General features: G+C 71.5%; 21 protein-coding genes and 1 pseudogene. 12 read left to right on the forward strand and 10 right to left on the reverse strand.

The window, feature by feature from the left end:
* Positions 1-86 precede the first annotated feature (86 nt).
* Genes mreC through rodA form a run of 4 tightly spaced genes read left to right on the forward strand, consistent with a single transcriptional unit; the run spans position 87 to position 4,912 of the window.
* Positions 87-1,181, forward strand: coding sequence for a rod shape-determining protein MreC (gene mreC, locus IE066_RS13045; protein WP_189450632.1), 1,095 nt, complete (start codon positions 87-89; stop codon positions 1,179-1,181).
* A complete protein-coding gene (gene mreD, locus IE066_RS13050; RefSeq protein ID WP_189450634.1) occupies positions 1,181-1,669 on the forward strand; it encodes a rod shape-determining protein MreD in 489 nt (162 codons plus the stop codon). The genes mreC and mreD overlap by 1 nt, the downstream gene beginning before the upstream one ends.
* Before the next feature lie 4 nt (positions 1,670-1,673).
* Positions 1,674-3,806, forward strand: a complete 2,133-nt coding sequence (gene mrdA, locus IE066_RS13055; protein ID WP_189450635.1) for a penicillin-binding protein 2 — start codon at positions 1,674-1,676, stop codon at positions 3,804-3,806.
* Positions 3,803-4,912 (forward strand): rod shape-determining protein RodA, encoded by a 1,110-nt coding sequence (rodA, locus tag IE066_RS13060; protein ID WP_229790815.1) that lies wholly within the window; start codon positions 3,803-3,805, stop codon positions 4,910-4,912. The genes mrdA and rodA overlap by 4 nt, the downstream gene beginning before the upstream one ends.
* 31 nt (positions 4,913-4,943) lie before the next feature.
* Here the strand turns inward: rodA and IE066_RS13065 are convergent, their stop codons facing one another.
* The 4 genes from IE066_RS13065 to IE066_RS13080 are packed head-to-tail and all read right to left on the reverse strand — an operon-like array spanning position 4,944 to position 11,047.
* The gene (locus IE066_RS13065; RefSeq protein ID WP_189450636.1) at positions 4,944-7,256 is read right to left on the reverse strand and encodes a putative bifunctional diguanylate cyclase/phosphodiesterase; all 2,313 of its coding nucleotides are present in this window, start codon (positions 7,254-7,256) and stop codon (positions 4,944-4,946) included.
* 58 nt (positions 7,257-7,314) lie between these two features.
* A complete protein-coding gene (locus IE066_RS13070) occupies positions 7,315-8,559 on the reverse strand; it encodes a multifunctional CCA addition/repair protein (protein ID WP_189450637.1) in 1,245 nt (414 codons plus the stop codon).
* A gap of 2 nt (positions 8,560-8,561) precedes the next feature.
* Complete coding sequence (locus IE066_RS13075) at positions 8,562-8,936, reverse strand: PH domain-containing protein (RefSeq protein WP_189450638.1); 375 nt, start codon at positions 8,934-8,936, stop codon at positions 8,562-8,564.
* A 35-nt stretch (positions 8,937-8,971) separates the two neighbouring features.
* Positions 8,972-11,047 (reverse strand): lytic transglycosylase domain-containing protein, encoded by a 2,076-nt coding sequence (locus IE066_RS13080; protein ID WP_189450640.1) that lies wholly within the window; start codon positions 11,045-11,047, stop codon positions 8,972-8,974.
* A gap of 113 nt (positions 11,048-11,160) precedes the next feature.
* Here IE066_RS13080 and IE066_RS13085 point away from each other — a divergent pair, with 113 nt between their 5' ends.
* From IE066_RS13085 to IE066_RS13110, 6 genes are all read left to right on the forward strand, one after another.
* The gene (locus IE066_RS13085) at positions 11,161-11,955 is read left to right on the forward strand and encodes a sulfite exporter TauE/SafE family protein (protein ID WP_189450642.1); all 795 of its coding nucleotides are present in this window, start codon (positions 11,161-11,163) and stop codon (positions 11,953-11,955) included.
* Positions 11,956-12,091: 136 nt separating this feature from the next.
* On the forward strand, positions 12,092-14,974 hold the full coding sequence (locus tag IE066_RS13090) for a TonB-dependent receptor plug domain-containing protein (RefSeq protein WP_189450644.1): 2,883 nt from the start codon (positions 12,092-12,094) through the stop codon (positions 14,972-14,974).
* 140 nt (positions 14,975-15,114) lie between these two features.
* The gene (locus IE066_RS13095) at positions 15,115-16,917 is read left to right on the forward strand and encodes a sensor histidine kinase (protein ID WP_189450646.1); all 1,803 of its coding nucleotides are present in this window, start codon (positions 15,115-15,117) and stop codon (positions 16,915-16,917) included.
* The gene (locus IE066_RS13100) at positions 16,914-17,357 is read left to right on the forward strand and encodes a response regulator (RefSeq protein WP_189450648.1); all 444 of its coding nucleotides are present in this window, start codon (positions 16,914-16,916) and stop codon (positions 17,355-17,357) included. The genes IE066_RS13095 and IE066_RS13100 overlap by 4 nt, the downstream gene beginning before the upstream one ends.
* A 2-nt stretch (positions 17,358-17,359) precedes the next feature.
* A complete protein-coding gene (locus IE066_RS13105; protein ID WP_189450650.1) occupies positions 17,360-18,478 on the forward strand; it encodes a response regulator in 1,119 nt (372 codons plus the stop codon).
* A 98-nt stretch (positions 18,479-18,576) separates the two neighbouring features.
* Positions 18,577-19,341, forward strand: coding sequence for a hypothetical protein (locus IE066_RS13110; RefSeq protein WP_189450652.1), 765 nt, complete (start codon positions 18,577-18,579; stop codon positions 19,339-19,341).
* Positions 19,342-19,438: 97 nt separating this feature from the next.
* Here the strand turns inward: IE066_RS13110 and IE066_RS13115 are convergent, their stop codons facing one another.
* From IE066_RS13115 to IE066_RS13140, 6 genes and pseudogenes are all read right to left on the reverse strand, one after another.
* The gene (locus tag IE066_RS13115) at positions 19,439-19,777 is read right to left on the reverse strand and encodes a zinc ribbon domain-containing protein YjdM (RefSeq protein ID WP_189450654.1); all 339 of its coding nucleotides are present in this window, start codon (positions 19,775-19,777) and stop codon (positions 19,439-19,441) included.
* A gap of 30 nt (positions 19,778-19,807) precedes the next feature.
* The gene (locus tag IE066_RS13120) at positions 19,808-20,545 is read right to left on the reverse strand and encodes an endonuclease/exonuclease/phosphatase family protein (protein ID WP_189450896.1); all 738 of its coding nucleotides are present in this window, start codon (positions 20,543-20,545) and stop codon (positions 19,808-19,810) included.
* 37 nt (positions 20,546-20,582) lie between these two features.
* Positions 20,583-21,458, reverse strand: a complete 876-nt coding sequence (locus IE066_RS13125; RefSeq protein ID WP_229790816.1) for a thiol:disulfide interchange protein DsbA/DsbL — start codon at positions 21,456-21,458, stop codon at positions 20,583-20,585.
* Between the two features lie 67 nt (positions 21,459-21,525).
* Positions 21,526-22,221, reverse strand: a complete 696-nt coding sequence (locus IE066_RS13130) for a thiol:disulfide interchange protein DsbA/DsbL (RefSeq protein ID WP_189450656.1) — start codon at positions 22,219-22,221, stop codon at positions 21,526-21,528.
* A 25-nt stretch (positions 22,222-22,246) separates the two neighbouring features.
* Positions 22,247-22,900: a thiol:disulfide interchange protein DsbA/DsbL gene (locus IE066_RS13135; protein ID WP_189450659.1), complete on the reverse strand. Its 654-nt coding sequence runs from the start codon at positions 22,898-22,900 to the stop codon at positions 22,247-22,249.
* 239 nt (positions 22,901-23,139) lie between these two features.
* A pseudogene (locus IE066_RS13140) lies at positions 23,140-23,946 on the reverse strand (c-type cytochrome); the annotation flags it as partial.
* A 132-nt stretch (positions 23,947-24,078) separates the two neighbouring features.
* On the opposite strand from IE066_RS13140, the gene yihA reads away from it, so the two are divergent.
* Positions 24,079-24,705, forward strand: coding sequence for a ribosome biogenesis GTP-binding protein YihA/YsxC (gene yihA / locus IE066_RS13145; RefSeq protein WP_189450663.1), 627 nt, complete (start codon positions 24,079-24,081; stop codon positions 24,703-24,705).
* Between the two features lie 123 nt (positions 24,706-24,828).
* Positions 24,829-26,193 (forward strand): glutamate--cysteine ligase, encoded by a 1,365-nt coding sequence (locus tag IE066_RS13150; RefSeq protein ID WP_189450665.1) that lies wholly within the window; start codon positions 24,829-24,831, stop codon positions 26,191-26,193.
* Positions 26,194-26,402: the final 209 nt, after the last annotated feature.

Raw genomic sequence — 26,402 nt, forward strand, 5'->3', positions numbered from 1 at the left:
GGCGGCGGCGTCCCGGCATCAGGGGCGCGCAGGCGCACCGCAGCGGATCGCGCCACTTCCCTTCGACCTCGGCCAGCCGCCCGCCCGTGCCCGCTCCCTCCGCTCCCGCCCGACTCGGGGACGCCGCCGGAACGCTGCGCCTGCTGGCGTATCTCGCCGCCGCCGTGGCGCTCGCGGTGCTCGACCATCGAGGCGGCTGGATGCACCGCCTGCGCGAGCAGGCCGGCATCGTCGCCGAGCCCGTGCGCGCGGTCGCCGGCCTGCCGGGGCAGGTCGCCGGCGACACCATCGACAACGTCGCCACCGCCACGCAACTCGCGCGGCGCAACCGCGAACTGCGCCGCGAGCTGCTGATCGCGCAGGCGCGCATCGCGCGACTCAGCACTGTGATCGCCGACAACTCGCGGCTGCGTGCGCTGCTCGACGCCGCGCAGCGCGGCGGCCTCGACGTGCAGCTGGCGCCCATCCTCGACGTCGACCTCGACCCCACGCGCCAGCGCATCGTGCTCGATGCCGGCACGCGCGACCAGCTGCGCGAGGGCCAGAGCGTGATCGATGCCTACGGCCTGCTGGGGCAGGTCACGCGCGTCGGTCCGCTGCAGTCCGACGTGCTGCTGATCACCGACCCGGACCACGCGGTGCCGGTGGCGATCGCGCGCAACGGCGTGCGGCTCGTCGCCTACGGCACCGGCCGCAGCGACCTGCTCGCGCTGGAGAACATCCCGCTGTCCAGCGACGTGCGCGTGGGCGACAGCATCGTGACCTCGGGCCTGGGCGGGCGCTTCCCGCCGGGCTTCCCGGTCGGGCGCATCGTCGCGCTGCGGCCCGACGAGAGCCGCGCCTTCCTCGAAGGCGACGTGCGCCCGGCCGCGCAGCTCGATCGCGGCCGCGAGGTGCTGCTGCTGCGCACGAACGCCGCGCGCCTGCCGCTGCCGCCTCCGCCGCCGGAACACCTCACCGGCGTGCCGGGACAGGTGGGCATCGGCGGCTCGCTGCAGGATGCGCCGGCCGCGAATCCGGCGCCGGGCGCGCCCGGCACGACGTCGCCATCGAGCAACCCAACGGCGGCGCCTGCCGGGTCGTCCACGGCGACGCCCGCGCGCGGCGATGCCGGCACGCCGCCATCGCGCGCCACGACGCCGGCGACGCCTCCCACGACCACGCCGCAGGAGACCCGCTGATGCGCTCGTATCCGCGCTGGATCCTGCCCGTGAGCCTGCTGGTCGCGCTCCTGCTGGGGCTGTTGCCGCTGCCGCTCGCGCTGCAGCCGCTGAGGCCGTTCTGGCTCGCGCTGGTGCTGGCCTACTGGCTGATCGAGGCGCCCGAGCGCGTCGGCCTGGGCTTCGCGTTCTGCGTGGGACTTGTCGCCGACGTCGTCTACGGCGGGCTGCTCGGCGAGCAGGCGCTGCGGCTGGTCATCCTCGCCTTCATCGTCCAGCGCTTCCGCGCGCGGCTGCGCTTCTTCCCGTTGTCGCAGCAGGCGCTCACGCTGGGCGCGCTGCTGGTCAACGACCGCATCGTGAGCGCCGGCCTGCATCTCGCGCTACGCGAGCCGGTGCTGCCGTGGAGCTACTGGAGCGCGCCGCTGGTGGGCATGCTGCTGTGGCCGCCGGTGTTCCTGATCCTCGATGCGCTGCGCCTCGGCGCCTGGCGCAAGCGCAAGCGATAGCCCGATGGCACTCGTCCGCCCGCGCAGTCGACGCATGAAGAACGCCGGGGCCGAGGCCGCGCAGTTCCGCGCGCGCGCCTTCCTCGCGCTCGCCTGCATCGTGCTCGCGCTGGTCGGGCTGGGCGCCTGGTATTTCCGCCTGCAGGTGCTGCAGCACGAGGACTTCGCCACGCGCTCGGAGGCCAACCGGATCAAGCTGCAGCCGGTGGTGCCCGGCCGCGGGCTGATCTACGACCGCAAGGGCCGCATCCTCGCCGACAACGTGCCGGCCTGGCGCCTGGACGTCACGCCGAACGAGGCGGGCGACCCGGCGAAATGGCTGCCGCAGCTCGCGCGCATCGTCGAGCTCGCGCCGGAGGACGTCGAGCGCTTCGACGACACGCGCCGCGCCTCGCGCGGCTTCAAGCCGATCACGCTGAAGATGCGGCTGAGCGACGAGGAGGCCGCGCGCTTCGCGGTCGACCGCTGGCGCTATCCGGGCGTCGAGCTGGTGTCCTACCTCAACCGCCGCTATCCGTACGGCGAGCTCACCGCGCACATCATCGGCTACGTCGCCCGCGTCGACGAGGACGACGTCAAGGCGCTCGGCCCCGGCTTCGATGCGCTCACGCACATCGGCAAGACCGGGCTGGAGCGCGCCTACGAGTCGCAGTTGCGCGGCGCGATCGGTTACGAAAAGGTGGAAACGAATGTCGACGGCCGCCCGCTGCGCACCGTCGGCCGCGTGCCCGCCAAACCCGGCACCGACCTGCGCCTCTCGATCGACATCGACCTGCAGCAGGCGATGGTCACCGCGTTCGGCGACATGGATGGCGCGGCGGTGGCGGTGGATCCGCGCACCGGCGACGTGCTGGCGATGGTCTCGCTGCCGTCCTACGACGCCAACCTGTTCGTCAACGGCATCACCCACAAGCACTACAGGGCGCTGACGACGAATCCCTCGCGCCCGCTGTTCAACCGTCCCGTGCTCGGCGGCGGCCCGCCGGGCTCCACGATCAAGCCGCTGGTCGCGCTCGCGGGCCTGGACAGCGGACTGCGCACGCCCGAGTCGTCGGTGTTCTCCACCGGCGAATTCCACATCCCGGGCCAGCGCCGCGGCTATCGCGACGCGCACGGCGCCGCGGGCTGGACGGACCTCAAGAAGTCGATCGCGCAGTCGGTCAACTACTACTACTACAAGCTCGCCTACGACATGGGCATCGAGAGGTTCGATACCTACATGCGGCGCTACGGCTTCGGGCAGAAGTCGGGGCTGGACCTGCTCGGCGAGAACATCGGCATCGTGCCGTCGCCGGAGTGGAAGTCCAGGCGCAGCAAGGAGCCCTGGTACGCCGGCGAGACGGTGATCGCGGGCATCGGCCAGGGCTACTGGGTGGCGACGGTGCTGCAGCTGGTGCGGGGCACCGCGGCGCTCGCCAACGGCGGCGCGCTGCATCCGCTGCACGTGGTGATGGCCACGCGCGAGGGGTACAACGGCGACTGGCATTCGACCGCGCGCGGAGCCGCGCCGCGCATCAGCGACAGCGAGTCCAACCTGCGCGCGGTGCACGACGGCATGGTCGCGACCGTGCACGGCGGCGGCACCGCGGCGATGATGGCGCGCGGCGCGCCCTACCTGATGGCCGGCAAGACGGGCACGGCGCAAAAGGTGAGCCGCAAGGGCAGTGCGAGCGTGAATCCGCATGCGCTGCCCTACCACCTGCGCCACCAGGCCCTGTTCGTCGGCTATGCGCCGGCGGATGCGCCGAGCATCGCGATCGCGGTATCGGTCGAGCACGGCGGTTACGGCGGCAGCACCGCCGCGCCGATCGCGCGCAAGGTGTTCGATGCCTGGCTGCTCGGGAAGATGCCGGAACCGGCCGAGGGCGTGACGCGTTCGCCGCAGGGCGGGGCATCGCTCGAGTACGTGCCCGGAGCCGAAGCCGAGGCCGCCAAGCCCGCCGTGGCCGCGCCAGCGACGCCCGCGCGCGTTCCCGCGAAACCAACGTCGACGCCGACGCAGCCGGTCGAAACGCAGGAGCCGGCGCCCGCCACGGGTGATCCGAAGCCCGCGCCCGCCACGCGCGACGCGCAGGCGAAGGCCGCCGCGCAGAAGGCGCTGGCCGCATTGCAGGCCCTGCAGGCGGGTGCGCGATGATCCTGCTGCGCTGGCTGTACGACATGCTGCTGCGCTTCGTGCGCACGCTCGACCTGCCGCTGCTCGGCGCGCTGGCGGGCCTGATGGCGATCGGCCTCGCGGTGATCTACAGCGCGGGCGACGGCTCCACGCGCATGGTCGTGGCGCGCGGCGCGCACTACGGCATCGGCCTCGCGGCGATGTGGGCGGTGTCGCGCATTCCCATCAACCAGCTGCGCAACTGGACGCCGTACGTCTACGTCGCCTCCATCGTGCCGTTGCTGGTGGTGCTGGTCGTCGGCAGCGGACGCAGCGGCAACCTGTGGATCAATCTCGGCGTGTTCTATTTCCAACCATCGGAAGTGCTGAAGATCAGCCTTCCGATGATGGTCGCCTGGTATCTCAACCGCCGGCCGCTGCCGCCGAGCTTCAGGGTCACGCTCATCGCCGGCACGATCATCGCGGTGCCGACGTTGCTGATCCTCAAGCAGCCCGACTTCGGCACGGCCATGCTCGTCGCGCTCAGCGGCGCGTTCGTGCTGTACCTCGCCGGCCTGTCGTGGTGGTGGTTCGCCGCCGCGGGCGCGGGCGTGGCCACCGCCGCGCCGGTCGCCTGGTTCTTCCTGCTGCGGCCCTACCAGAAGGACCGCATCCTCACCTTCCTCGATCCGGAATCCGATCCGCTCGGCGCGGGCTGGAACATCATCCAGTCGAAGATCGCGATCGGCGCGGGCGGCCTGACCGGCAAGGGCTGGATGCACGGCTCGCAGTCGCACCTCAACTACCTGCCCGAGCACACCACCGACTTCATCTTCGCCGTGCTCAGCGAGGAGTTCGGCTGGCTCGGCGTGGTGACCGTGCTCGCGCTGTACCTCTTCGTGATCGGCCGCTGCCTGTGGATCGCGGTGGAGGCGCGCGACGGCTATTCGCGCATGCTCGCCGGCGCGCTCGCCATGGCCTTCTGCGTCTACGTGCTGGTCAACGGCGGCATGATCGCCGGCCTGCTGCCGGTGGTCGGCGTGCCGATGCCGCTGCTGAGCTACGGCGGCACCTCGGCGGTGTCGCTGCTGGCGGGCCTGGGCGTGGTGATGGCGGTGAAGGCGCACCGCCCCGTCTACGGGCGCTGAGCCGGGCCCTGCCGGTCGCTCCGGCGCCGCATCACGCCGGCGTGTCCACCGGCGCCGAGAACACCGATGCCGCCGCCGGCCGCGCGAAGCGATAGCCCTGGCCGAAGCTGCAGCCCAACGCGCGCACCGCGTCGCGTTGCTCGTCGGTTTCGATGCCTTCGGCGATCACTTCGAGGTCCAGCGCCCGGGACAGGTCGACCGCCGCGCGCACCAGGGCCGCGGCGACCTTCGTCCCGCCGGGCCCGAGATCGGCGATGAACGAGCGATCGAGCTTGATGGTGTGGAAGCGGAAGCGGTGCAGGTAGCTCATCGACGAGTAGCCGGTGCCGAAGTCGTCCAGCGCCGTATAGACGCCGGCCAAGCGCAGGCGGTCGATGCATGCCCCCACGCGGGCCGGATTCTCGATCAGCGCGCCCTCGGTGATCTCGATGCGCACCTGCTCCGGGCGGACGCCGTGGCGCTGCATGAGCGCGAGCAGGCGCTCGTCGAGTTCGTGCACGAGGAAGTGGCGCGGCGACACGTTGAGGCTCACGCGCTGGCCATCGCGCAGCAGTGACGGAACGCTGCGGAAAACGTTCTCGTAGAGTTGCCAGTCGAGTGTCTCCAGCACACCGCAGGCTTCCGCCGCGCGCAGGAACGCGGCCGGCGCGAGGAGCCCGCGGGTGGGATGCTGCCAGCGCATCAGCGCTTCGTAGCCGACCACGGCCCCGTCGGCGAGGCGCACGATGGGCTGGAAATGCGGGAGGAACTCGTCGCGCGATGCGGCGGCGCGGAGTTCGCTCTCGAGTGCCAGCAACTCCAGCGCCTGGCGGTGCAGCTGCTCGTCGAACATCTCGAAGCCGCCGCGCGCGCGTTCCTTCACCCGGTACATCGCGATGTCGGCATCGCGCAGCAGCTGCTCGGGTGCCGTGTACGACGGGCTGCCCAGCGCGATGCCGATACTGACGCCGCTGAACAGCTCCTTGTCCTGAACGCGCACCGGCTCCTGCATCGCGTCGATGAGGCGCCGCGCGAGGCGTGCGGGCGCATCGCTGCCGGTAATGCCGTGCATCACGATCGCGAACTCGTCGCCACCGAGGCGCGCCACGATGTCGGGCGTGCGCAGGCAGTCGGAGAAGCGGCGCGCCACCACCTTCAGCAGCTCGTCGCCGACCACATGGCCGGCGCTGTCGTTGATCACCTTGAAGCGGTCCAGGTCGAGGAACAGCACCGCGAAACATTGCGACGGGTCGCGCGCCTGCGCCGCCATCGCACGGGCCAGGTGCTCGCGCAGGTAGGCGCGGTTCGGCAGTCCGGTGAGCGGGTCGTGCATCACTTCGTGCTGCAGGCGCTGCTCGACCTGCCTGCGCACGTCGATCTGCCGCTCCAGCTCGTGCGTCTGCTGCTCGAGGCGGTCGAACGCGCGCTTGCGGTCGATCGCCGTCACGATATGCGTGCCGACATAGGTGAGCAGGTCGCGCTCGACCGGCGTGTACAGGTCGCCGCGATCGTAGCTCTGCACCACCAGCGCGCCGCGCACGTGCCCGTCGATCACGATGGGAACGCCGAGCCAGTCGGCCGCGCCGGGGCCGATGATCGCCAGTGGGCCGCTCACCTGTTCGTACAGTCTGGACGTGGGCCCCATCAGCGGCCTGGCATGGCGGATGAGGTGCCAGGTCAGGCTGCCCTCGATCTCCGACATCGGGTCCACCGCGTCGGGGTCCTGCCACTCGTCGTCGGCGACGTCCGCGAAGTAGATGAAGCGGATCGCGTCGAGGTCGGCGTCGTACAACGCGATGAAGAAGTTCTCCGCGTACATCAGCCGCCCGACGATGCGGTGCAGGCCGGACAGCATCGCCGGCATGTCGAGGCCGGAGCTGGCCATGTCGGTGATCTCGTACAGCGCGCGCTGCAGCCCCTCGGCGCGCTCGAGCCGCACCACCGCCTGCCGCAGGCGGTCGCGTTCCAGCACGTGCGCGGCCAGCGCCTGCACCACGTCGATCGCCGGCAGCGCCGCGGCATCGTTCGCGCCGTCGACATCGGCCACCAGGACCCAGAGGTCCGGCACGTCGCCTGCGAGTTTCACCACGCCCGCGCCGCACGGAAGCCGGGCGCACTCGCCGGGCCGCAGTCGCGACGGCAACGACGGATCCAGTTCGATCCCGCTGCCGGTCGGCTCGGTGCGGACGGCTCCATCGGGGCCGGTGCGCCAGGCGACGGTCACGCGTCGGCCGTGTCGGGCGAGCCAGGCACGCAATGCGGCCGCCAGCACGTCCATGCGGTCGGCCTGCAGCAAACGCATCCAGTCCGGCGTTATGGAGAGCGCGGGCGCGGTCTCGGACGGGTCCGGGCAGGCGTCGCTCATCGTTGCGGGTAACGGCGCGGTGGCCGCCGACTTGAGCCGCGGGCACGGGGCTTCACGGTCAGCGCTTCTTGCCGGTGGCCTGCGCGATGGCGTCGATGCGCGCGCGTCGGATCGCCTCGCCCAGCGCCGGGCCTTCGAGCCCTTCGCGCGCGATCGCATCGGCGCGCACCGCGCGTGCCGCCTCGAGCGCCTCGAGCAGGCCCTCGCGCGGCGGATAGGGCACATCCTCGAGGCCGAGCCGCCCGCGCTTGTCGGCCTCGCAGACCAGCGCCATCTGCGCGACGCGCTGCGGGTTGCGGAAGCCGTCGCAGCGCTGCAGCAGGTCGTGCACGGTCGAGGCGCGCAGGTCGTCGAAGCGATGCACGTTGAGGTGCTCGCGGCAGACGGCGGTGGCGAGCTGGCGGTGCGCGGTGGGCACCTTCAGGCGGTCGCAGAGTTCGCGCAGCGGCGCGAGCCCCGCGCTCTCGTGGCCGATGTGCTTGGGCAACACGTCCGCCGGCGTGCGCGCCTTGCCGAGGTCGTGGGTGAGCGCGGCGAAACCCGTGACGTCGTCGCCCGGCGCCAGCTTCGCGGCCATGTCGCAGACCATCTCCACGTGCACGCCGGTGTCGACTTCCGGGTGGTACTCGGCACGCTGCGGCACGCCGTACAGCGCCTCGACTTCCGGCAGCACCGCGCCGAGCGCGCCCGCATCGTGCAGCGTGCGCAGGAAGGCCGACGGCCTGGGGCTGGCGACGCTGCGGCGCAGCTCCTGCCAGACGCGCTCGGGCGTGAGTTCAGCGAGTTCGCCGGAGCCCGCCATTTCCCGCATCAGGTCCATCGTTTCCGGGGCGACGCTGAAACCGAGCGGTGCGAGCCGCGCCATGAAGCGCGCCGCGCGCAGCACGCGCAGCGGGTCTTCGACGAACGCGGGCCCGACATGCCGCAGCACGCGTGCCTCGAGATCGCGTACGCCGCCGAGCGGATCGACGATGTCGCCGAACGAGCCGTCCCCGCGCACCTCGCGTGCGATGGCATTGATAGTGAAGTCGCGCCGCTCGAGGTCCTGCTCGAGCGTCACCGACGGATCGGCGTCGACCACGAAGCCGCGATAGCCGCGGCCGGATTTACGCTCGGTGCGCGCGAGCGCGTACTCCTCGCCGGTGGCCGGATGCAGGAAGACCGGGAAGTCGCGGCCGACCGGTTTGTAGCCGGCGTCGAGCATCTGCTGCGGCGTCGCGCCGACGACGACGTAGTCGCGATCGCCGGGCTCGGCGCCCAGCAGCGGATCGCGCACGGCGCCGCCGACGAGATAGACCTGCATGCTCAGCGCGTGGCCTGGGCGAGGATGGCGACGATGTCGCGCACGCCGGCGCCGCGGCCGAGCGAGCGCGTGATCGGTTCGGGCTGGCTGGACACCCAGATGCGCAGGTCGCTGTCGAGGTCGAAATGCCCGGCGGTCTCGATCGAATACATCACGATCGCGCGGTACGGAATGCTCAGGTAGCTGGTCTTGCGGCCGGTCACGCCCTGCTTGTCGACGATGATCATGCGGCGGTCGGTGAACACGATCAGGTCGCGCACGAAGCCGAACGCGCGCTGCAGCACCTCGCCCGGCGCCAGCAGCGGCCCGAATTCCTCGTGCAGCCCTGCGATGTCCTTCTCGCCGGCGTGGCCCAGCAGCGTGTCGAGCAGTCCCATGGCGGTCTCCGCGAGTGTGGAGCGCGAAGGATGCCTCAGCGGCGCGGCTTGCGCGCCGCCGGCATCGGCTGCGGGGCGGCGGGGGTGGTGGCGAGCGGACAGGTGAACGGCGTGCGGCGGCCGTCGAACACGCCGCGCATGCGATCGCTCACGCGCAGCGCGTCGCCGCGCAGGCGCCAGTCGTAGATCACGCTGAAGGCCAGCACGCGCGCCACGTAGTCGCGCGTTTCCTTGTAGGTGATCGTCTCGATCCAGAAGTCCGGATCCATCGACGGGCGCTGCGACTTCCAGCGCGACAGCGGCGCGGGGCCCGCGTTGTAGCCGGCCAGCGTGTAGTACGGGCGGCCCTCGCCGTAGCCGTCGAGCAGCTGGCGAAGGTAGGCGGTGCCGAGCACGATGTTGGTGTCGGCGTCGTACAGGCTGGACTCGCCGTTCCACGGCACGCCGATCTTCGAGGCCACGCCCGCGCCCGTGGCGGGCAGCACCTGCATCAGGCCGATCGCGTTCGCGCTGGAGCGTGCCTTCGGGTTGAAGATGCTTTCGGCGCGGATCTCGGCCGCCACCCACGAGGCGTCGAGACGGTTCTTCTCGGCCTCGCGACGGATCGTCGCCTCGTGGTGGATCGGGAAGCGCAGCGTGTACAGCCGCAGCTCCTCCGAATCGTCCTTGCCGAGCGAGAACACCGCGCGGTCGAACCAGCCGTGCTGCTGCGCCAGCGAAACCGCGGTGATGCGGCGCGTGGCGTCGAAGCGGGTGAGCGCGTCGTTCCATTCGGCCGTCGCCCAGCCGATGCGGTCGATGTCGTACAGCATCAGCGAGCGGCGCAAGGCGGGATCGGCTTCGACCGCGCTGCGCATCGACGCCGAGTCGCCGGGGATCCACGGGCACAGCGTGTACGGCTCGCCGATGCGGTCGGCGGCGAGGAAGCCGTGGAACTCGGGCTTGGACGCCGCGGCGCGATACAGGCGCTGCGCGTTCGCGCGATCGCCGGTGAGCTCGGCGAGGCGCGCCTCGAAGTACTGCCAGCGCGAATCCTCGCGCTGCTTGCCGACCATGGAGCGGATCGCGGCGAGCGCGGCGGGCCAGTCCGAACGCGCGATCGCCTCGCGAGCGCGCCATTCGCGCAGGCGGTCGTCATAGGCGGCCTCGGGCACGGCGGCGAGGCGTTGTGCGGATTCGGGCTCGAGCGACGCCGCCGTCCACAGCGCGGCCTGGTACAGCACGCGGCCGCGCTCGACGTCGGTGAAGCCGAGCGCGGGGCCGAACTTCGCGAGCTGCGTGGCGGCATCGCGCGGCACCGACTTGGCGTAGCGCGCGAGGCCGTAGGAAGCCATGCGACGGCTGCGCTCGGTCCTCGGCCATTGCAGTGCGCGGTCGTTGAGCGCTTCGACGAAGGCGGCGTAGTCGTTGGCGAGCGCGGCCTCGTCGGCGGGCAGGCCGCGCGCCGCCGCGCGCATCACGCCGGGCTGCCAGGCCTCGGCGGCCTTGTCGATGCGTTTCCAGCGCAGCGCCGCCGGCAGGCCGCCACGGGCATCGAGCGTGGCGAACACGGGATCGCACTGCGAGGGCAGCGACTCCGCGCCCTCCCGCCAGATCGACTGCGCCTGCTGCGTCCATTCGGGCGTGATGCGGCCCAGCGCGTCCTGCGCTCGCAGCGCGCTGCAGCGCAGGGCGACGTCCTTGATGGTCGGCTTCCACGCCGCGTCCACCGCCGCCCAGTCCTGCCGGCGGGCGGCTTCGGCGAGCCACTGCGTGCGGAACGCCTCGCCGGCGGCCTGGCCGCCGTAGCGGCGCAGGAAGCCGTCGGCACGCGCGCGGTCCATCGACGGAAGCTCGCGTCGCAGCGCGGCGTATTCGATCCAGCCGTACAGCGGATGGCTGGCGAGGTCGGCATAGGCGGCCGCGTCGAAGCTGCCGGATTCGGCGGCCGACAGCGCGGCGCGCACGCGTGCCAGCTGCGGATCGACGCGCGGTGCGGGCAGCGTCGTGGCGGCGGGGGCGACCGGCGGCGTCACCGCGGCGGGCGTCTCCGGCGGCGGAATCTGCGCGCAGGCGGGAAGCGCCGCCAGCAGGGCGAGCAGGGGGGCGAGGGAGGGGCGGAATCGGCGCATCGGCCGACTATAGCCATGCGATCTGAACGCGCCGTGGTCGCGGCGTGCATTCGCCCGCTCTGGTCAGCGGACGCGCTGGAAGGCAGTCTGCGCGCTTTGCGCGAGGACCCGCGATGCCCATCGAATGGCTGCTGTTTCCGCTGCTGGGCATCGTCGCCGGCGTGCTCGCGGGGCTGCTGGGCGTAGGCGGCGGGCTGGTGCTGGTGGCGGCGCTCGCGTGGCTGCTGCCGCGCATGGGCATCCCGGCCGAGTCGGCGATGCATGCCGCGCTCGCGAGCTCGCTGGCCAGCATCGTGCTGACCGCCGCGGCATCGGCGCGCTCGCACGCCAAACGCGGCGCGGTGCTGTGGTCGACGGCCGCCTGGATGGTGCCGGGGCTGCTGGCGGGCGGTGCGTTCGGCAGCGGCATCGCGGTGGGGATCCCGGGCGATGTGCTGCGCCTGGGCGTGGCCGGCTACTGCCTGATCGCCGCGGCGCAGTTGCTGTTCTCGAAGCCGCATCCGGGCGCGGGCGACGTGGTGCCGCGCGGGCCGCTGATGACGGCGGCGGGCGGCGGCATCGGCGTCGTCTCGGCGCTGGTGGGCATCGGCGGCGGCAGCATGACCGTGCCGCTGCTGGTCTGGCGCGGCGTGGCGCCGGTGCGCGCGGTGGCGACGTCCTCCGCCTGCGGCGTGGCGATCGGCATCGGCAGCGCGCTGGGCTACATGCTGCACCGGCCGCCGGGCGGCCTGGCCGCGCATTCGATCGGCTACGTCTACCTGCCGGCGGCGCTGGGCGTGGCGGCCGCATCGGTGCTCGCGGCGCCGTATGGCACGCGGCTCGCGCATCGCATCAGCGGCCCGCAGCTCAAGCGGGTGTTCGCGCTGTTCCTCGTCGCCGTGGCGGTGTCACTGCTGCTGGAGGGCTGACACCGGCCGTCGGCACGTACGGGCGCGCATACGCCTGCACGCTTGTGGCCGCTGCATGGACGGACTACAACCGGGACACGCCGCGGGAAATCGAGCGGCGGGGCCTGCTTGTGCATTTCTTATGGAGAGAGAAGCGATGAAAGCATTGCGCCATGACGCGCTGGCGAAAGCCGTTCAACTGTCCCTCGTCCTCGCCACCCCCGGCCTCGCGGCCGCACAGGACGCCGAGCCGGGCACGTCCGCCCGACAGCTCGACATCGTCACCGTCACCGGCTCGCGCATCCGACGCGCCGAAGTGGAAACGCAGGTGCCGGTGCAGACCATCACCCGCGAGGACATCGAACGCACCGGGCTGTCCTCGCTCGGCGACGTCATCCAGGAAATCACCGGCGCCGGCTCGGGCTTCAACCGCACGCGCAACGCGTCGGGCAACGACGGCTTTCCGGCCGACGGCGGCGGCACCGGCGCGGGCGCGACCACCGTCAACCTGCGCCACCTCGGCACCAAGCGCACGCTGGTGCTGGTCGATGGCATGCGTTGGGTCAACGAGTCGTCCGCCTCCGGCGTGGGCGCGGCGGTCGACCTCAACACCATCCCGCTCGCGGTGGTCGAACGCATCGAAGTGCTGGAGGACGGCGCCTCCTCGCTGTACGGCTCCGATGCGATCGCCGGCGTGGTCAACGTGATCACGCGGCGCAAGTTCGACGGCGCGCAGCTCAGCCTCAACTACGGGCAGTACACCGCGGGCGACGGGCGCGATGCCGGCGTCGACATCGCCTGGGGCGGCGCGAACGAGCGCGCGAGCTGGTTCCTCGGCGCGAGCGTCCAGGACCAGCGCGGGGTGAAGTCGTCCGACCGCGACCGCACCCGCGAGCCGGTCTACGGCACCGGCGTCGAGCTCGGCAGCTCGCGCACGCCGGGCGGACGCTTCGTGTTCACCGATCCGCGCAACGGCGAGACGTACGACCTCACGTCCAATGCGGGGCTCGGCAATCCTGTCTACGTGCCGGGCCAGCCCGGCTGCCCGGCGCCGCGCAGCGACGGCTTCCACTGCTTCGACTTCGCTACCGACGCGTTCAACTACGCGCCCTACAACCTGGTGATCACGCCGAACCGTCGCGCCGGACTGTTCGGGCAGGTGCGCATCGATCTCTCGGAAAACGCAAGCTGGTACGCGAAGGCGCTGCTCAACCGGCGCGAGTCGACCAATCAGGCGGCGCCCGAGCCCATCGACCTCGGCCCCGGCAGCGGCACCGATTACGCGTCGAACGTGGTGATCCCGGCCAATCATCCGTTCAACCCTTTCGGCATCCAGCTCGATGCAAGCAACATCCAGACCATCCGCCGCCGCCCGGTGGAAGGCGGGCCGCGCGTGTTCGAGCAGAACGTCGATACCGCGTACTTGGGCACCGGCGTCGAGGGCGCGTTCGACGTGGGCGAGCGCCGCTGGTCGTGGGACGCGAACGTCGCCTACTCGATCAACCGCGCGAAGCAGGACAACTTCGGCAGCTACAACATCCGCAACATCGTCACCGCACTGGGCGATCCCTCCATCTGCGCGGCGACGCCGGGCTGCACGCCGCTGGACATCTTCGGCTTCGGGACGATCACGCAGGAGATGCTCGCCTACATCAGCCCCACCTTCCGCGACCGCAGCGAGAACCGGCTCGGCGTGTTCAGCGCGAACGTTACCGGCGACCTGTTCGACATGCCCGACGGCCCGCTGTCGTTCGCGACCGGCTACGAGTTCCGACGCTACGAGGGCTCGTACGACCCCGACCCCGCCACCGTGCGCGGCGAGTACAACGGCGTGCCGTCGTTGCCCACCGCGGGCGCCTACAACGTCAACGAGCTCTACGTCGAATTCAACGTGCCGCTGCTCGGGCCCGCGCACGGCGGCACCAAGCTCGACTTCAACGTCGCCGGTCGCTATTCGCGCTACTCCACCTTCGGCAGCGAGTTCGTTCCCAAGTACGGCCTGCGCTGGCAGATTGCCGACGAGCTGGTGCTGCGCACGACCTTCGCCGAAGGCTTCCGCGCACCGACCATCGGCGAGCTCTATGGCCTCGGCACGCGCTTCGACGCCAACATCGTCGACCCCTGCCTGGGCGCGAACTGGGCCGCGAACGCGGCGAACTGCACCGTGCTGGGCGTGCCGGCCGGCGTGAACCAGTTCGACCCGCAGATCGGCGTGGAGACGGGCGGCAATACCGCACTGCAGCCCGAGCATTCGCGCAGCTTCTCGGCCGGTTTCGTGTGGACGCCGTCGATCCTCGAGAACACCGCGTTCGCGCAGCGCGTCGACCTGGAAGCCACGTTCTACCGCCACACCATCGAAGGCGCGATCGCGGCACCGGATCCGCAGACGCAACTCGATCTCTGCGTGGCGACGCTGGACCCGCAGTACTGCAGCGGCATCACCCGCAACGCGTCGACGCGGCAGATCGAGACGTTCGACAACCGTCTGGCCAACTTCAACGTCATCAAGACCGACGGCTGGGACGTCGACCTGACCTGGGCGCTGCCGGAAACGAGCGTCGGCACGTTCCGCGTGCTGTGGCAGAACACGATCGTCGGCCGCTACGAGGCCGAGGGCGCCGACGGCTCACGCCAGCCGCTGGAGGTCGGGCGGCTGGTCAGCGACCCGGTCACGCGCTCGATTCCGCAGTGGACGTCGAACGCGATCCTGGAATGGCGGCGTGGGCCGTGGAACGCGTCGTGGACGGCGCGCCACATCGGCGAGCTGGTCGAGAGCTGCGGCGACGCCACCGGCCTGCCGGCCTGCCAGGACACGCCGGTGGTCGGCCAGAACCGCCTCGGCGCGACCACGTTCCACGACGTGCAGGTGGGCTACAAGGCCGACTGGCTGCGCGGGCTGCAGCTCACCGCGGGCGTCAACAACGTGTTCGGCAAGGACCCGCCGGTCTGCCTGTCCTGCAACCTCAACAGCTTCGACGGCTCGACCTACGACATCCCCGGCGGCGGCTTCTGGTACCTGCGCGCGGACCTGCGTTTCTGACCTGCGACATCGGGACGGCCGGCACCGTAGCCGGCCGTCCTGTCGACGGCGGCTAGCGCGGCCGGCGTCAAGCGGGCGTGACAGCGGCGCTACGGGCGACCGGCTAACATCGGCGCCCCTCCCGGATCCGTCACCGGCCCATGCCCCTGAATCCGTCGACGAACCTGCGCATCGGGCTCGTCCTCGCCGGCATCGCCGCGATCGTCCTCGCCCCGTTCCTGCTGCAGCGTTCGCTGAACCGGGCGAGCTACGACGCCGCGCGCTGGCTGGCCCATACCTACCAGGTGGAAGGCGCCGCGCGCACGGTGGTCACCGACCTGCGCGACGCCGAATCGGCGGCGCTGGCGCTCGTCGTCGGCACCGACGTGCCGCTTGTTCGCGAGCGCCTGCGCGACGCGATCGAGCGCGCGCCCGACGACCTCGACCGCCTGCAGGCGCTGACCCGCGACAACCCGGACCAGCAGGTGCGCGTGGGCAAGCTGCGCGATCGCATCGAGCAGCGCCTGGCGATGGGCAAGGCGATCGCCGACGCGCCGGATCCGCGGCGCATGACCGAGATGGGCCGCGAGATGGTCGAGCGCTCGCCGGTGCGCAGCCTCGCCAACGAGGTCATCGCGGAAGAAACGCGCCTGGCGGCCGCGCGCGACGTCGCCGCCTCGCGCGAGCGCGAGCGCGCGCAGTGGACCTCGGCGGCGGTCGCGCTGGGCCAGCTGGTGCTGCTGGCGGTGATCGTGCTGCTGTGGAAGCGCGAGACCGATCGCCGCGTTGCCAACGAACGCGCGAGCCGCGCGTCCGCCGAGCGTGCGCAGGCCATCCTGCAGGCCGTGCGCGAACCGATCGCGCTGCTCGACGCGGACCAGTCGCTGGTGCTGGCCAACGAGGCGTTCGGCACGCTCTACGACGTCGAGCCCGGCGAGATGGCACCGCGCCCGATCGCCGAGGTCGGCCAGGGTGCCTGGGCCGACCCGGTGTTCCAGCAGCGCCTGCGCGACGTCGCCACGCGAGGCCGCGAGCTCTGGGACTACGAGCTCACCCAGGTCACCGACGGGCAGACGCGGCACATGGTGGTCAATGCGGTGCGCATGCCCGGCTCCGAGGGCAGCGACGCCGGCGTGCTGCTGACCGCCAGCGACCTGACCGCGCGCAAGGCGTCGGAAGAACAGGTTCGCGAGCTCAACCGCCAGCTCGAGGGCAAGGTGGGGCAGGTGTCGGAGGTCAACCGCGAGCTGGAGGCCTTCAGCTACTCCGTCTCGCACGACCTGCGCGCGCCGCTGCGCCACATCGCCGGCTTCGCCGACAAGCTCGGCCGCCACATCGGCGACGGCGCCGACGAGAAAACGCAGCACTATCTGCGCGTGATCTCCGATTCCGCGCGCCGCATGGGTGCGCTGATCGACGACCTTCTGGTCTACAGCCGCCTCGGCCGCAACGCGATCCGCCTGCAGGCGGTGGACATGCAGTCGATGGTCGCGGACCTGCGCGCGATGTTCGATGCCACCCGCGCCAACGAGCAGCCCGACGCGCGCCCGATCGAGTGGCACATCGCGCCGCTGCCGGTGGTGGTGGCCGACGAGAACATGATGCGGCAGGCCTGGCAGAACCTGCTCGGCAATGCGATCAAGTACAGCGGCCATCGCGACCCGCCCGTGATCCACGTCGGCCACGAGCGCGGCGCCGACGGTGCGCACCATTTCAGCGTGCGCGACAATGGCGCCGGCTTCGACATGGCTTACGCCTCCAAGCTGTTCGGCGTGTTCCAGCGCCTGCACAAGGCCAGCGAATACCCGGGCACGGGCATCGGCCTTGCAAGCGTGCGCCGCGTGCTGGCGCGCCACGACGGTCAGGTCTGGGCCGAGGCCGAGCCCGATCGCGGCGCCACTTTCCACTTCACGTTGCCGGAGCTGCTCGACGCGCCGGCACGACTCACCGGGGAACCTGCATGAACCGACTCCGCACCATCCTGCTCGCCGAAGACAGCCCCGCCGACGCCGAAATGGCGCTCGACGCGCTGCGCGAGGCGAACCTCGCCAACCCGATCGCGCACGTCGAGGACGGCATCGAGGCACTCGATTTCCTCTACCGCCGCGGCGCGTTCGCCGATCGCCCGGACGAGCTGCCGGCCGTGCTGCTGCTCGACATCAAGATGCCGCGCATGGACGGCCTGGAAGTGCTCCGCACGATCCGCGAGGACGAGCGCTTCAAGACGCTGCCGGTGGTGATCCTGTCATCCTCGCGCGAGGAGAACGACCTCGCCCGAAGCTGGAACCTCGGCGTGAACGCGTACGTGGTCAAGCCTGTGGACGTCGAGCAGTTCTTCATCGCGGTGCGCACGCTCGGCCAGTTCTGGGCCGTGTTCAACGAGGCGCCGGAGAAGACCGCCTGACCATGGACCGCGCGCTGCGCATCCTGTGGGTAGAGGACTCGGCCGAGGACGCCGAGCTGTTCTCGTCGGTGCTGGAGGACGGCGGCCTCGCGCATACCTACGAGCGCGTGGACGACGAAGCATCGCTGCGCGCGGCGCTCGCCGGCCCGCTGCCGGACGTGGTGCTAGCCGACTCGGACCTGCCCGGCTTCTCCGGCGAGCAGGCGCTGCGCATCGTGCTCGAGCAGGCGCCGCGGCTGCCGCTCGTTTTCCTGTCCGGCGCGATGGGCGAGGACGCCGCGGTGCTCGCGCTGCAGCAGGGCGCGACCGACTACGTACTCAAGCAGAACCCGCAACGCCTGTGCAGCGCGCTGCAGCGCGCGGTGCGCGAGGCCGAAGCGCGCGCCGAACGCGAGCGCGTGGAGCGCGAACTGTTGCACGCGCAGCGCAATGAAGCCCTGGCGCTGCTGGTCGCAGGCCTCAGCCACGACCTGCGCAACGTGCTGCAGCCGCTCGCGCTGCTGCCGCACCTCCTGCGTGCCAAGGACGACCGCGCCACCGCGCTGCGCGCCGCCGACGTGATCGAGGAAGCCGCACGGCGCGGCCACGACCTCGCGCAGGCGATGGTCGACTACGCGCGCGGCCGGGTGCAGGAACCGGCGCAGGCCGACCTCGCCGAGGTGCTCGGCAGCGTTCGGATCCTGCTCGCCGGCTCCGTGCCGCGAGGCGTGCGTCTGGGGTTCCCGACGATCGAATCCGGCCTGCGCGTGGCCGTCGGCGCGACCGCGCTGCAGCAGTGCCTGCTCAACCTCTGCCTCAACTCGCTGCAGGCAATGGAGGGGCAGGACGCCGGCAGCCTGTCGCTCGCGGTGGACGTCAGCGACGACCTCGCGGGCGACTTCGCCGGCATCGAGGTGCGTGACACGGGCTGCGGCATCCCGCCGGAAGTGATGGCGCGCCTGTTCACCCCGTTCTTCACCACCAAGGCCGGCGGTACCGGCCTCGGCCTGCTGTCCTGCCGCCGCATCATGGAATCGGCCGGTGGCCGGCTCGACATCGACAGCGTGCCCGGCGAGGGCACGACCATGCGCCTGGTGCTGCCGCTGGCGCGCGTCGAGGCGCCGGCCCCGGCGACTGCCTGAACGTCCGTCGCCGCAGCTGAGACGCGCCGCCGCCACACTGGCTCGACGCCCCGCCCGTCGAGATAGCCGTGTCCGCCGTTCCCGTCGACGCTTCGCCGATGAGCGATAGCAAGATCACCGCCCACGACCTCTGCGTCGCCCTGAAGCTCGCGCATCCGGCCGACGAGTTCGTCACCGTGTACGAGGTGCGCGAGGCCACCGGTAGCGTGCACGGCTCGCGCGCGGATGCGGTGGTGATGTCGCTGCATGCCTCGCGTGGTTTCGAGCTCACCGGCTTCGAGTTCAAGTGCGCGCGCGGCGACTGGCTGGCGGAGCTGAAGAACCCGGCCAAGGCCGATCGCATCGCGCGCTACTGCGACCGCTGGTGCGTGTTCGCCGCGCCGGGCGTGGTGAAGGAAGGCGAGCTGCCGCTGGGCTGGGGGCTGTGGGAGCTGCGCGCCGGCGGCGTGATCCATCGCCGCGTGGTGCCGGCCACGCGCGAGCCCGAGCCGATGCCGCGCGCATTCCTCGCCTCGTTCATGCGCGCCCGCGCGAAGTTCGACGCCGACGACCTCGCGGCGATCGCCTCGCACCATCGCCGCGAGTTCGAGCGCCAGCAGCGCGTGCGCGAGGAAGCCGCCGACGGCGATCCGCAGTTGCGTCGCGAGCGGGAGCGCCTGCAGCAGGGCCTGCGCAAGCTCGAGGAGATCCGTCAGGCCACGGGCATCGACCTCGGCGACTACACGCCGTCCAGGCGCTGGATCGAGCGCATGCGCCTGGCCGACAGCCCGCGGCTGGAGCATGCGTTGAAGCTGCTGCGCGACGTGTTCGCCGACGACGAGCTGCGCCGCCGCGTCGAGGCCGCGACGCGCCGCGAGGACTGATGGCGCCGCCGTCGCGCGGGTCCCGCGTCGGTGGCCGTTCGCCGTTGTGATGAAGTGCCGGCGCGCATTGACACGATGCGCGACCGACGCCGCAGCCTCAGGCCTTGCGCACGAACTCCGATTTCAGCTTCATCGCGCCGAAGCCGTCGATCCTGCAGTCGATGTCGTGGTCCTCGTCGACCAGCCGGATGCCGCGCACCTTGGTGCCGGCCTTGAGCGGGCCACTCGCGCCCTTGACCTTGAGGTCCTTGATCACGGTGACCGAGTCGCCGTCGGCCAGCACGTTGCCGACCGCGTCGCGATGCACGCGCGGCGCGTCCTCGGCGGTGGCCTCGCCCGGCGTCCACTCGTGCCCGCATTCGGGGCAGACGAGCAGCGCGCCGTCGTTGTAGGTGAGCGCGGACGCGCAGGTGGGGCAGGGCGGCAGATCGGTCATGACAACTTCTCGCGTCGCGGTGCGACGTCGTTACAGGAGGCAGCGCTCGGGCACGTCGAGGTCGAGCGCGAGCGCGAGATGGTCGGAGAACGCGGCCGGAAACGCGCGGAAATGCACCGCGTTGAGGCCGTCACCGACCAGAATGTGGTCGATGGCGCGCTGCGGCGCCCAGCTCGGGAAGGTGGCGATGCGGTGATCGGGCGGCTGCAGGCGCGTGCGCTTGAACAGCACGTCCATCTCCGGCTGCTCGACGGTGCAGTTGAAGTCGCCCATCAGCACCGCATGCGGGTCGTCGGCCAGCACCTCGGCGATGAAGCCCAGTTGCGCGAGCCGCGAGCCGGCGCCGAGCGAAAGATGCGCGACGGCCACCGTCAGCGGCGTCGCGCACTGGCCGAAGCGCGCCACCATCACGCCGCGGCCTTTCACCCGGCCGGGCAGCGAATGCACCACGACCTCGCTGGGCTCGATCTTGCTCAGCAGCCCGTTCGCGCTCGACGCCACCCCGCCCACGCGCCGGTTCGGCTGGTGGCTCCAGTACGCGAAGCCGGCACGCTGGGCGAGGTAGTGGGTCTGGTTGGTGAAGCCCGAGCGGAGGCTGCCCGGGTCGCTCTCGTTGAGGCCGACGACGTCGTACTCGCCGGCCAGTCGCGCGATGGCGTCGAGGCTGCCGCGCTTGTCGCCCATCGGCAGCACGTGCGACCAGCTGCGGGCGACGTAGTCGTGATAGCCGCGCGTGCTCGAGCCCGCCTGGATGTTCGCGCTCAGCAGCTTGAGGCGACGATGGCCCACGTCCGCCCGCGCGCTGTCAGCCGCCGTTGCCGGTGGCCGGCGCCGCCGGTGCGCCCGTGGACGCGCCACCCATCGCCGCGCGCTCGCGGGCGATCAGGTGGTCGGCGATGCGCAGCACGTCGTCGTAGGTCTGGCCGCCGGTAACGCGGTACTTGCCATTGACGATCATCGTCGGCGTGCCGGTGACGCCCGCCTTCTGCATCCACTGGCGGCCCTGGTTGACCTTGGTCGCCACCGCGAAGCTGTTCATCGCGGCGAGGAACTGCTGCGCGTTCGCACCGTACTGGGCGTAGAAATTCGCGATCTTCTGCTCGTCGGGGCCGTCGCCCTCGCCCGGCATGCTGTCCTTGACATGGATCGCGTCGATCAGCGGCATGTGCGTGCGGCCGACCAGGCCCTGCTGCTCGGCCACGTAGAAGGCCTTGGCGTAGGGGTCCCACTCGGGGCCGAACGGCGCGGCGACGTAGCGGAAGGCGACATCGGCCGGCAGCTTGGAATGCCAGGCCTCGACCACCGGCGCGAAGCGCGCGCAGGCCGGGCAAACGTAGCCGAACACCTCGACCACCTCGATCTTGCCCGGCTCGGCGCGCCACGGCGTGCCACCCGGGATTTCCTCGTAGTCCTGGCCGAGCACCGGCGCGGGGCCCTGCGGCGGCACGATCGGGCCGGGCTGGCGCGGTTCCTCGGCCGGCACCTCGCTCGGCGCGGCCGGCGTCGTGGCGGCGTCGGCCGGCGCGGCCGCGGTGGCGGGCTCAGTCGTCGCGGCGGTCGTGGCGGCGTCGTCGCCGCGGCTGCAGGCGGTGCCGCCGAGGGCGAGCGCGAGCACGAAGGCCAGGCGCAGGGAAGGACGGATCAGCATCGGGACGATCTCCTGGACGGAAGCGGCGGACATGCGTCCGCCGGTCGATGGGAACAGCATAGCCGCGGGCCGCGCGGCGGTTGACGACGCCGTTTCGACGTCAGCGCGCGGTGCGCTCGCGCGCCACCAGCGCGTCGGCGATGCGCAGCATGTCCTCGAAGGACTGGCCGAGCACCCGGTACTTGCCGTTGACGACGAGCGTGGGCGTGCTGTCGACGCCCGAGCGCTCGATGAAGGCCTCGGCGCGCGCGAGCTTGGCGGCGACTTCCGCGCTGTCCATGCGCCGCGCGAAGTCGGCCGCGTCGACGCCGAAGCGCGCGTAGAACTGCGCGAGCTGCGCATTGCTGGCGACGGTGGGCTGGCCCGGAAGGGTGTGCGCCTCGTGCAGCGCGCGGAACACCTCGTCGTGGCTCTTATCGAGCACGCCGGTGGCTTCGGCCGCATAGAATGCCTTTGCGTACGGCGTCCACGCACCGCCGAACGGCGCCGGGATCGGCAGCACGCGCACGTCCGCCGGCTGGCGCGCCGACCAGGCGCCCAGCAGCGGCTCGAAGTGGGCGCAGTGCGGGCAGGTGTAGCCGAACACCTCGATCACCTCGACGGTGCCCGCCTGCGGCTCGAACGGCGCGCCGTTCGGAATCTCGGCGTAGTCGACGCCGACGCGCAGCGCGTCCTGCGCGGCGGCGGGCGTCGCCGTGGTGGCCGGCGCTTTCGGCGGCACCTTCTCGCAGGCCGACAGGGCGAGCAGGCCGATCAGCAGGACGGTGGAACGGAGCAGGGCCGGGCGCAGCTTCATGCGGAAATCTCCGGAAAGAACAGGGTCAGCGGCGCTTGGCCGCGGCGGCGATCTCGCGGTCGACCAGCCAGCGCGCGGTGCGCAACTGCGCGTCGCGGTTGCTCGCGGTGACGCGGTACTTGCCGGCGACGACCAGCGACGGCGTGCCGTCGATGCGGCTGCGGATCACGAACTCGCGCGCGCGCTTCATCTGCGCGTCCACCGCCGGCGCCTTGTAGGCGGCGGCGAAGCGCGCCGGCGCGATGCCGTAGCGCTGGTAGAAGGTCGCGATCTCCTCCGGCGTCGCATCCATGGTCGGGAGGCTGCGCTCGTCGTGCAGCGCGGCGTACATCGCGGCATGGCTGCGCTGCGCGACGCCCAGCGCCTGCGCGGCGAAGTAGGCGCGCGCGTACGGCACCCAGCTGTCCTGGAAATCGGCCGGGATGGCGACGAAGCGTGCCTGCGCCGGCAGCGTGCGCACCCACGGCGCCAGCACCGGCTCGAAATGCGCGCAGTGCGGGCAGGTGTAGCCGAACACCTCGGCCACCTCGACCTTGCCCGGCGTCGGCTGGAACGGCCGGCCGTCCTCGATGAGCTCGTAGTCGCGGCCTTCCACCGGCGCCGGCGCGGGCGGTGCGGCCATGGAGGCGGTGGGTATGGCGAGCAGCAGGAGGGCGGCGAGTCGGAGCAGTCGGGTCATGGCTCGGGTTTCGATGGTGGTAAACGAAAAACGCCGGCCGCGCATGGCACGGCCGGCGTCGGGCGTGGCGGGCGGCCGGTCATGCGACCGTCCGCGCATCGCTAAGTTCAGCCCTGCGTCGGCGTCGACGGCTGGCCCGGCTGGGCCTGGCCTTCGGCGGACGGCTGCACGGGGGCGGTGGTCTGCGCCGGGACGCTGGCCGGCGCCGCCGGAGTGGCCGCCGGCGCGGCAGGGGCGCCCTGCGCCGGCGCGGCGGCGACCGGCGAGGCCGCGGACGAGGCCTCGACGCCGGTGTCGTTGGCGCGGTCGTGCAGGCCCTGCAGGTAGCTCGACACCGAGCCGATCTCCTCGTCGGTCAGCTTCGAGGCGATCGCGGCCATGATGTGGAAGTTCTTGTAGGTCGCCGGCGCGCCGGTGCCCGTGCGGTATTCCTCGAGGCGACGCTTGGCGTAGGCGGCTTCCTGACCGGCGAGGGTCGGGTAGGCTGGGCCGGGGTTACCCTGGCCGGCGGCGCCGTGGCAACCCATGCAGGCCGGGATGCCGCGCGTCTTGTCGCCGCCACGGAACAGCGCTTCGCCGACTTCGTAGTACTTGCGGCCCGCGTTCGGGCCGGCGGCGATCGGCGTGTCGTCGGCGATGCCGGCGGCGGGCTTCTGCGTCTGGAACCACGCGCCGAGGTCGCGCATGTCCTGCGCCGAAAGCGGCTCGGCGATCGGGTACATCACCGCGGCCATGCCGGTGGTGCGCGCATGGCTCTTGAACAGCGCGAGCTGCTGGGCGACGTAGCGCTCCGGCATGCCGGCGATGCGCGGGTAGGTCGGGACGCTCGGGTTGCCGTCCAGGCCGTGGCAGGCGGCGCAGGCACCGGCGAGGGACTGGCCCTTCTTCGGGTCGCCCCAGGTGGCGTGCTCCTCGGCGCCGGCGAGCGGCGCGACCTGCACGGGCGCCTGGTCCGGGACCGGGGTCACCGTGGTCTGGGCGACGGCAGCGGCGGCGACCGCGAGGGCGGCGAGGCCGGCGAGGCCATAGGCGCGGGCATGGCGCATGCGAGAAAGCTCCGGGGAACACTGCTGGGAAGGCGCCGCGAAAGGACGCCGGAACCTCGGAATTATCGGCGCCGGCCGGCGGCCGGGTCAACGCGCGTCGGCTGCGGACCCCCGTCGTGCGATCCTTGTCCCATGTCGAACCCCTTCCAGCGCGCCCGCTACATGCTCTCGGCGCACAACATCGGCCAGTTGCCGCCCGACGGCGGCTTCGAGGTCGCCTTCGCCGGCCGCTCCAACGCGGGCAAGTCCACCGCGCTCAACGCCATCTGCCAGCAGGGCGCTCTCGCCCGCGTCTCGAAGACGCCCGGCCGCACCCAGCAGCTGGTGTTCTTCGACTTCGAACCCAAGCGGGACGAAGCGCCCGGCAACCGCTTCCTCGTCGACCTGCCGGGCTACGGCTACGCGAAGGTGCCGAAGGACCTGCAAGCCCACTGGCAGGCCTTCATCGACCGCTACTTCACCACCCGCGAGGCGCTCAAGGGCCTCGTTGTGGTCATGGACATCCGCCATCCGCTCAAGGACTACGACCTGCAGATGCTCGGCTACGCGGCCAATCGCGGCCTGCCCGCGCATGCGCTGCTGACCAAGGCCGACAAGCTCGGGCGCGGCCAGCAGATGCAGGCCATGCATGCGGTCAGCCGCGAGATGCACAGCCGGTTCGGCGACAGCGTGAGCGTGCAGGTGTTCTCCGGCGAGTCCAAGCAGGGCGTGGAACAGGCGCGCGGCGTGATCGCCGGCTGGCTCGGGTTCGACGCGTAAGCCCGACGCGACGACCGACCCGCGCATCGGCGCAACGCAGATGGTGCGTCGCCGCGACGGACGACGTCGCCCGCCGCCGCTAGACTGGCCGCCCCCCGCACAGCGGGTTCCGTCGAGGTGCACGTGTCCGGTCCCAGCCAGGTCGAGGAAGTCGAGATCGGATCGCGGGCGCAGCTCGTCGACTACCTGGCTTCCGGCGTGCGGGAGCGCACCGACTGGCGCATCGGCACGGAGCACGAGAAGTTCGGCTTCCGCACCGACGACCTGCGCGCGCCCACCTTCGACGGCGAGCGCGGGATCGAGGCGCTGCTCAAAGGGCTGACGCGCTTCGGCTGGGCGCCGGTGGAGGAGCATGGTCGCGTGATCGCGCTGAGCCGCGACGGCGCGTCCGTGTCGCTCGAACCCGCCGGCCAGCTCGAACTCTCCGGCGCCCCGCTCGAGACGCTCCACGAAACCTGCCGCGAAACCGGCACGCACCTGCGCGAGGTGCGCGAGGTCGCCGAGCCGATGGGCCTGGGCTTCCTCGGCATGGGCTTCCAGCCCAAGTGGCGCCGCGACGAAATGCCGTGGATGCCGAAGGGCCGCTACCGGATCATGCGCGAGTACATGCCGAAGGTCGGATCCTTGGGCCTCGACATGATGACGCGCACCTGCACGGTGCAGGTCAATCTCGACGTCGGCTCCGAAGCCGACATGGTGAAGAAGTTCCGCGTCTCGCTCGCGCTGCAGCCGATCGCCACCGCGCTCTTCGCCGATTCGCCGTTCACCGAAGGCAGGCCGAACGGCTTCCTTTCCTACCGCTCGCACATCTGGACCGATACCGACGCCGACCGCACCGGCCTGCTCGACTTCGTGTTCGACGAGGGCTTCGGCTACGAGCGTTACGTCGACTACCTGCTCGACGTGCCGATGTACTTCGTCTACCGCGACGGCGAATACATCGACGCGAGCGGGCAGTCGTTCCGCGATTACATGGAAGGCAAATTGCCCGCGCGTCCGGGCTTCCGTCCCACGCTCAAGGACTGGGCGGACCATTCCACCACCGCCTTCCCGGAAGTGCGCCTGAAGAAATACCTCGAGATGCGCGGCGCGGATTCCGGCCCGTGGAACCGCATCTGCGCGCTGCCCGCGTTCTGGGTCGGCCTGCTGTACGACGATGCGGCGCTCGATGCCGCGTGGGATCTCGTGCGCGATTTCAGCATCGAGGAGCAGCACGCCCTGCGCGACGGCGTGCCGAGGCGCGCGCTGAAGCTGCCGTTCCGCGGCGGCACCGCGCTCGACCTGGCGCGCGAGGCATTGAAGATCAGCGCGGCGGGCCTGAAGCGTCGTGCGCGCCTCAATGCGCATGGCGCCGACGAATCGATCTTCCTCGAGCCGCTGGTGGAGATCGTCGAGTCCGGCGTCACCGCCGCCGAGCGTAAGCTCGAGTTGTTCGAGGGCGCGTGGGGCGGCAGCGTCGATCCGGTATTCCGCGAGTTCGCGTACTGAGGGTTCGGAGTCAGGGCACGCCCGCGACGCATTGCGATCGGCCGGGCGCTGTCTCGATACGGCCCTGCATCCGCGCACACAAGCCGCTATCCATCGGCAAGTACGTAGGCATTGCGCGTACGTAAACGCGAATTCGCATCGAGCGCGGTCGCGGGCCAGCGCATAGCGCAAGCGGCCTACAATGCGCGGCCCTGTACGGGCATGAACCG

The organism is Cognatilysobacter xinjiangensis, from assembly GCF_014651995.1.
GTDB classification, from domain to species: Bacteria; Pseudomonadota; Gammaproteobacteria; order Xanthomonadales; family Xanthomonadaceae; genus Cognatilysobacter; species Cognatilysobacter xinjiangensis.

Excerpts from the sequence above, each read along its gene's own strand:
- mreD (WP_189450634.1), top strand. The coding sequence starts at position 1,181 with ATGCGCTCGTATCCGCGCTGGATCCTGCCCGTGAGCCTGCTGGTCGCG.
- mrdA (WP_189450635.1), top strand. The coding sequence starts at position 1,674 with ATGGCACTCGTCCGCCCGCGCAGTCGACGCATGAAGAACGCCGGGGCC.
- rodA (WP_229790815.1), top strand. The coding sequence starts at position 3,803 with ATGATCCTGCTGCGCTGGCTGTACGACATGCTGCTGCGCTTCGTGCGC.
- IE066_RS13065 (WP_189450636.1), bottom strand. The coding sequence starts at position 7,256 with ATGAGCGACGCCTGCCCGGACCCGTCCGAGACCGCGCCCGCGCTCTCC.
- IE066_RS13070 (WP_189450637.1), bottom strand. The coding sequence starts at position 8,559 with ATGCAGGTCTATCTCGTCGGCGGCGCCGTGCGCGATCCGCTGCTGGGC.
- IE066_RS13075 (WP_189450638.1), bottom strand. The coding sequence starts at position 8,936 with ATGGGACTGCTCGACACGCTGCTGGGCCACGCCGGCGAGAAGGACATC.
- IE066_RS13080 (WP_189450640.1), bottom strand. The coding sequence starts at position 11,047 with ATGCGCCGATTCCGCCCCTCCCTCGCCCCCCTGCTCGCCCTGCTGGCG.
- IE066_RS13085 (WP_189450642.1), top strand. The coding sequence starts at position 11,161 with ATGCCCATCGAATGGCTGCTGTTTCCGCTGCTGGGCATCGTCGCCGGC.
- IE066_RS13090 (WP_189450644.1), top strand. The coding sequence starts at position 12,092 with ATGAAAGCATTGCGCCATGACGCGCTGGCGAAAGCCGTTCAACTGTCC.
- IE066_RS13095 (WP_189450646.1), top strand. The coding sequence starts at position 15,115 with ATGCCCCTGAATCCGTCGACGAACCTGCGCATCGGGCTCGTCCTCGCC.
- IE066_RS13100 (WP_189450648.1), top strand. The coding sequence starts at position 16,914 with ATGAACCGACTCCGCACCATCCTGCTCGCCGAAGACAGCCCCGCCGAC.
- IE066_RS13105 (WP_189450650.1), top strand. The coding sequence starts at position 17,360 with ATGGACCGCGCGCTGCGCATCCTGTGGGTAGAGGACTCGGCCGAGGAC.
- IE066_RS13110 (WP_189450652.1), top strand. The coding sequence starts at position 18,577 with ATGAGCGATAGCAAGATCACCGCCCACGACCTCTGCGTCGCCCTGAAG.
- IE066_RS13115 (WP_189450654.1), bottom strand. The coding sequence starts at position 19,777 with ATGACCGATCTGCCGCCCTGCCCCACCTGCGCGTCCGCGCTCACCTAC.
- IE066_RS13125 (WP_229790816.1), bottom strand. The coding sequence starts at position 21,458 with ATGTCCGCCGCTTCCGTCCAGGAGATCGTCCCGATGCTGATCCGTCCT.
- IE066_RS13130 (WP_189450656.1), bottom strand. The coding sequence starts at position 22,221 with ATGAAGCTGCGCCCGGCCCTGCTCCGTTCCACCGTCCTGCTGATCGGC.
- IE066_RS13135 (WP_189450659.1), bottom strand. The coding sequence starts at position 22,900 with ATGACCCGACTGCTCCGACTCGCCGCCCTCCTGCTGCTCGCCATACCC.
- yihA (WP_189450663.1), top strand. The coding sequence starts at position 24,079 with ATGTCGAACCCCTTCCAGCGCGCCCGCTACATGCTCTCGGCGCACAAC.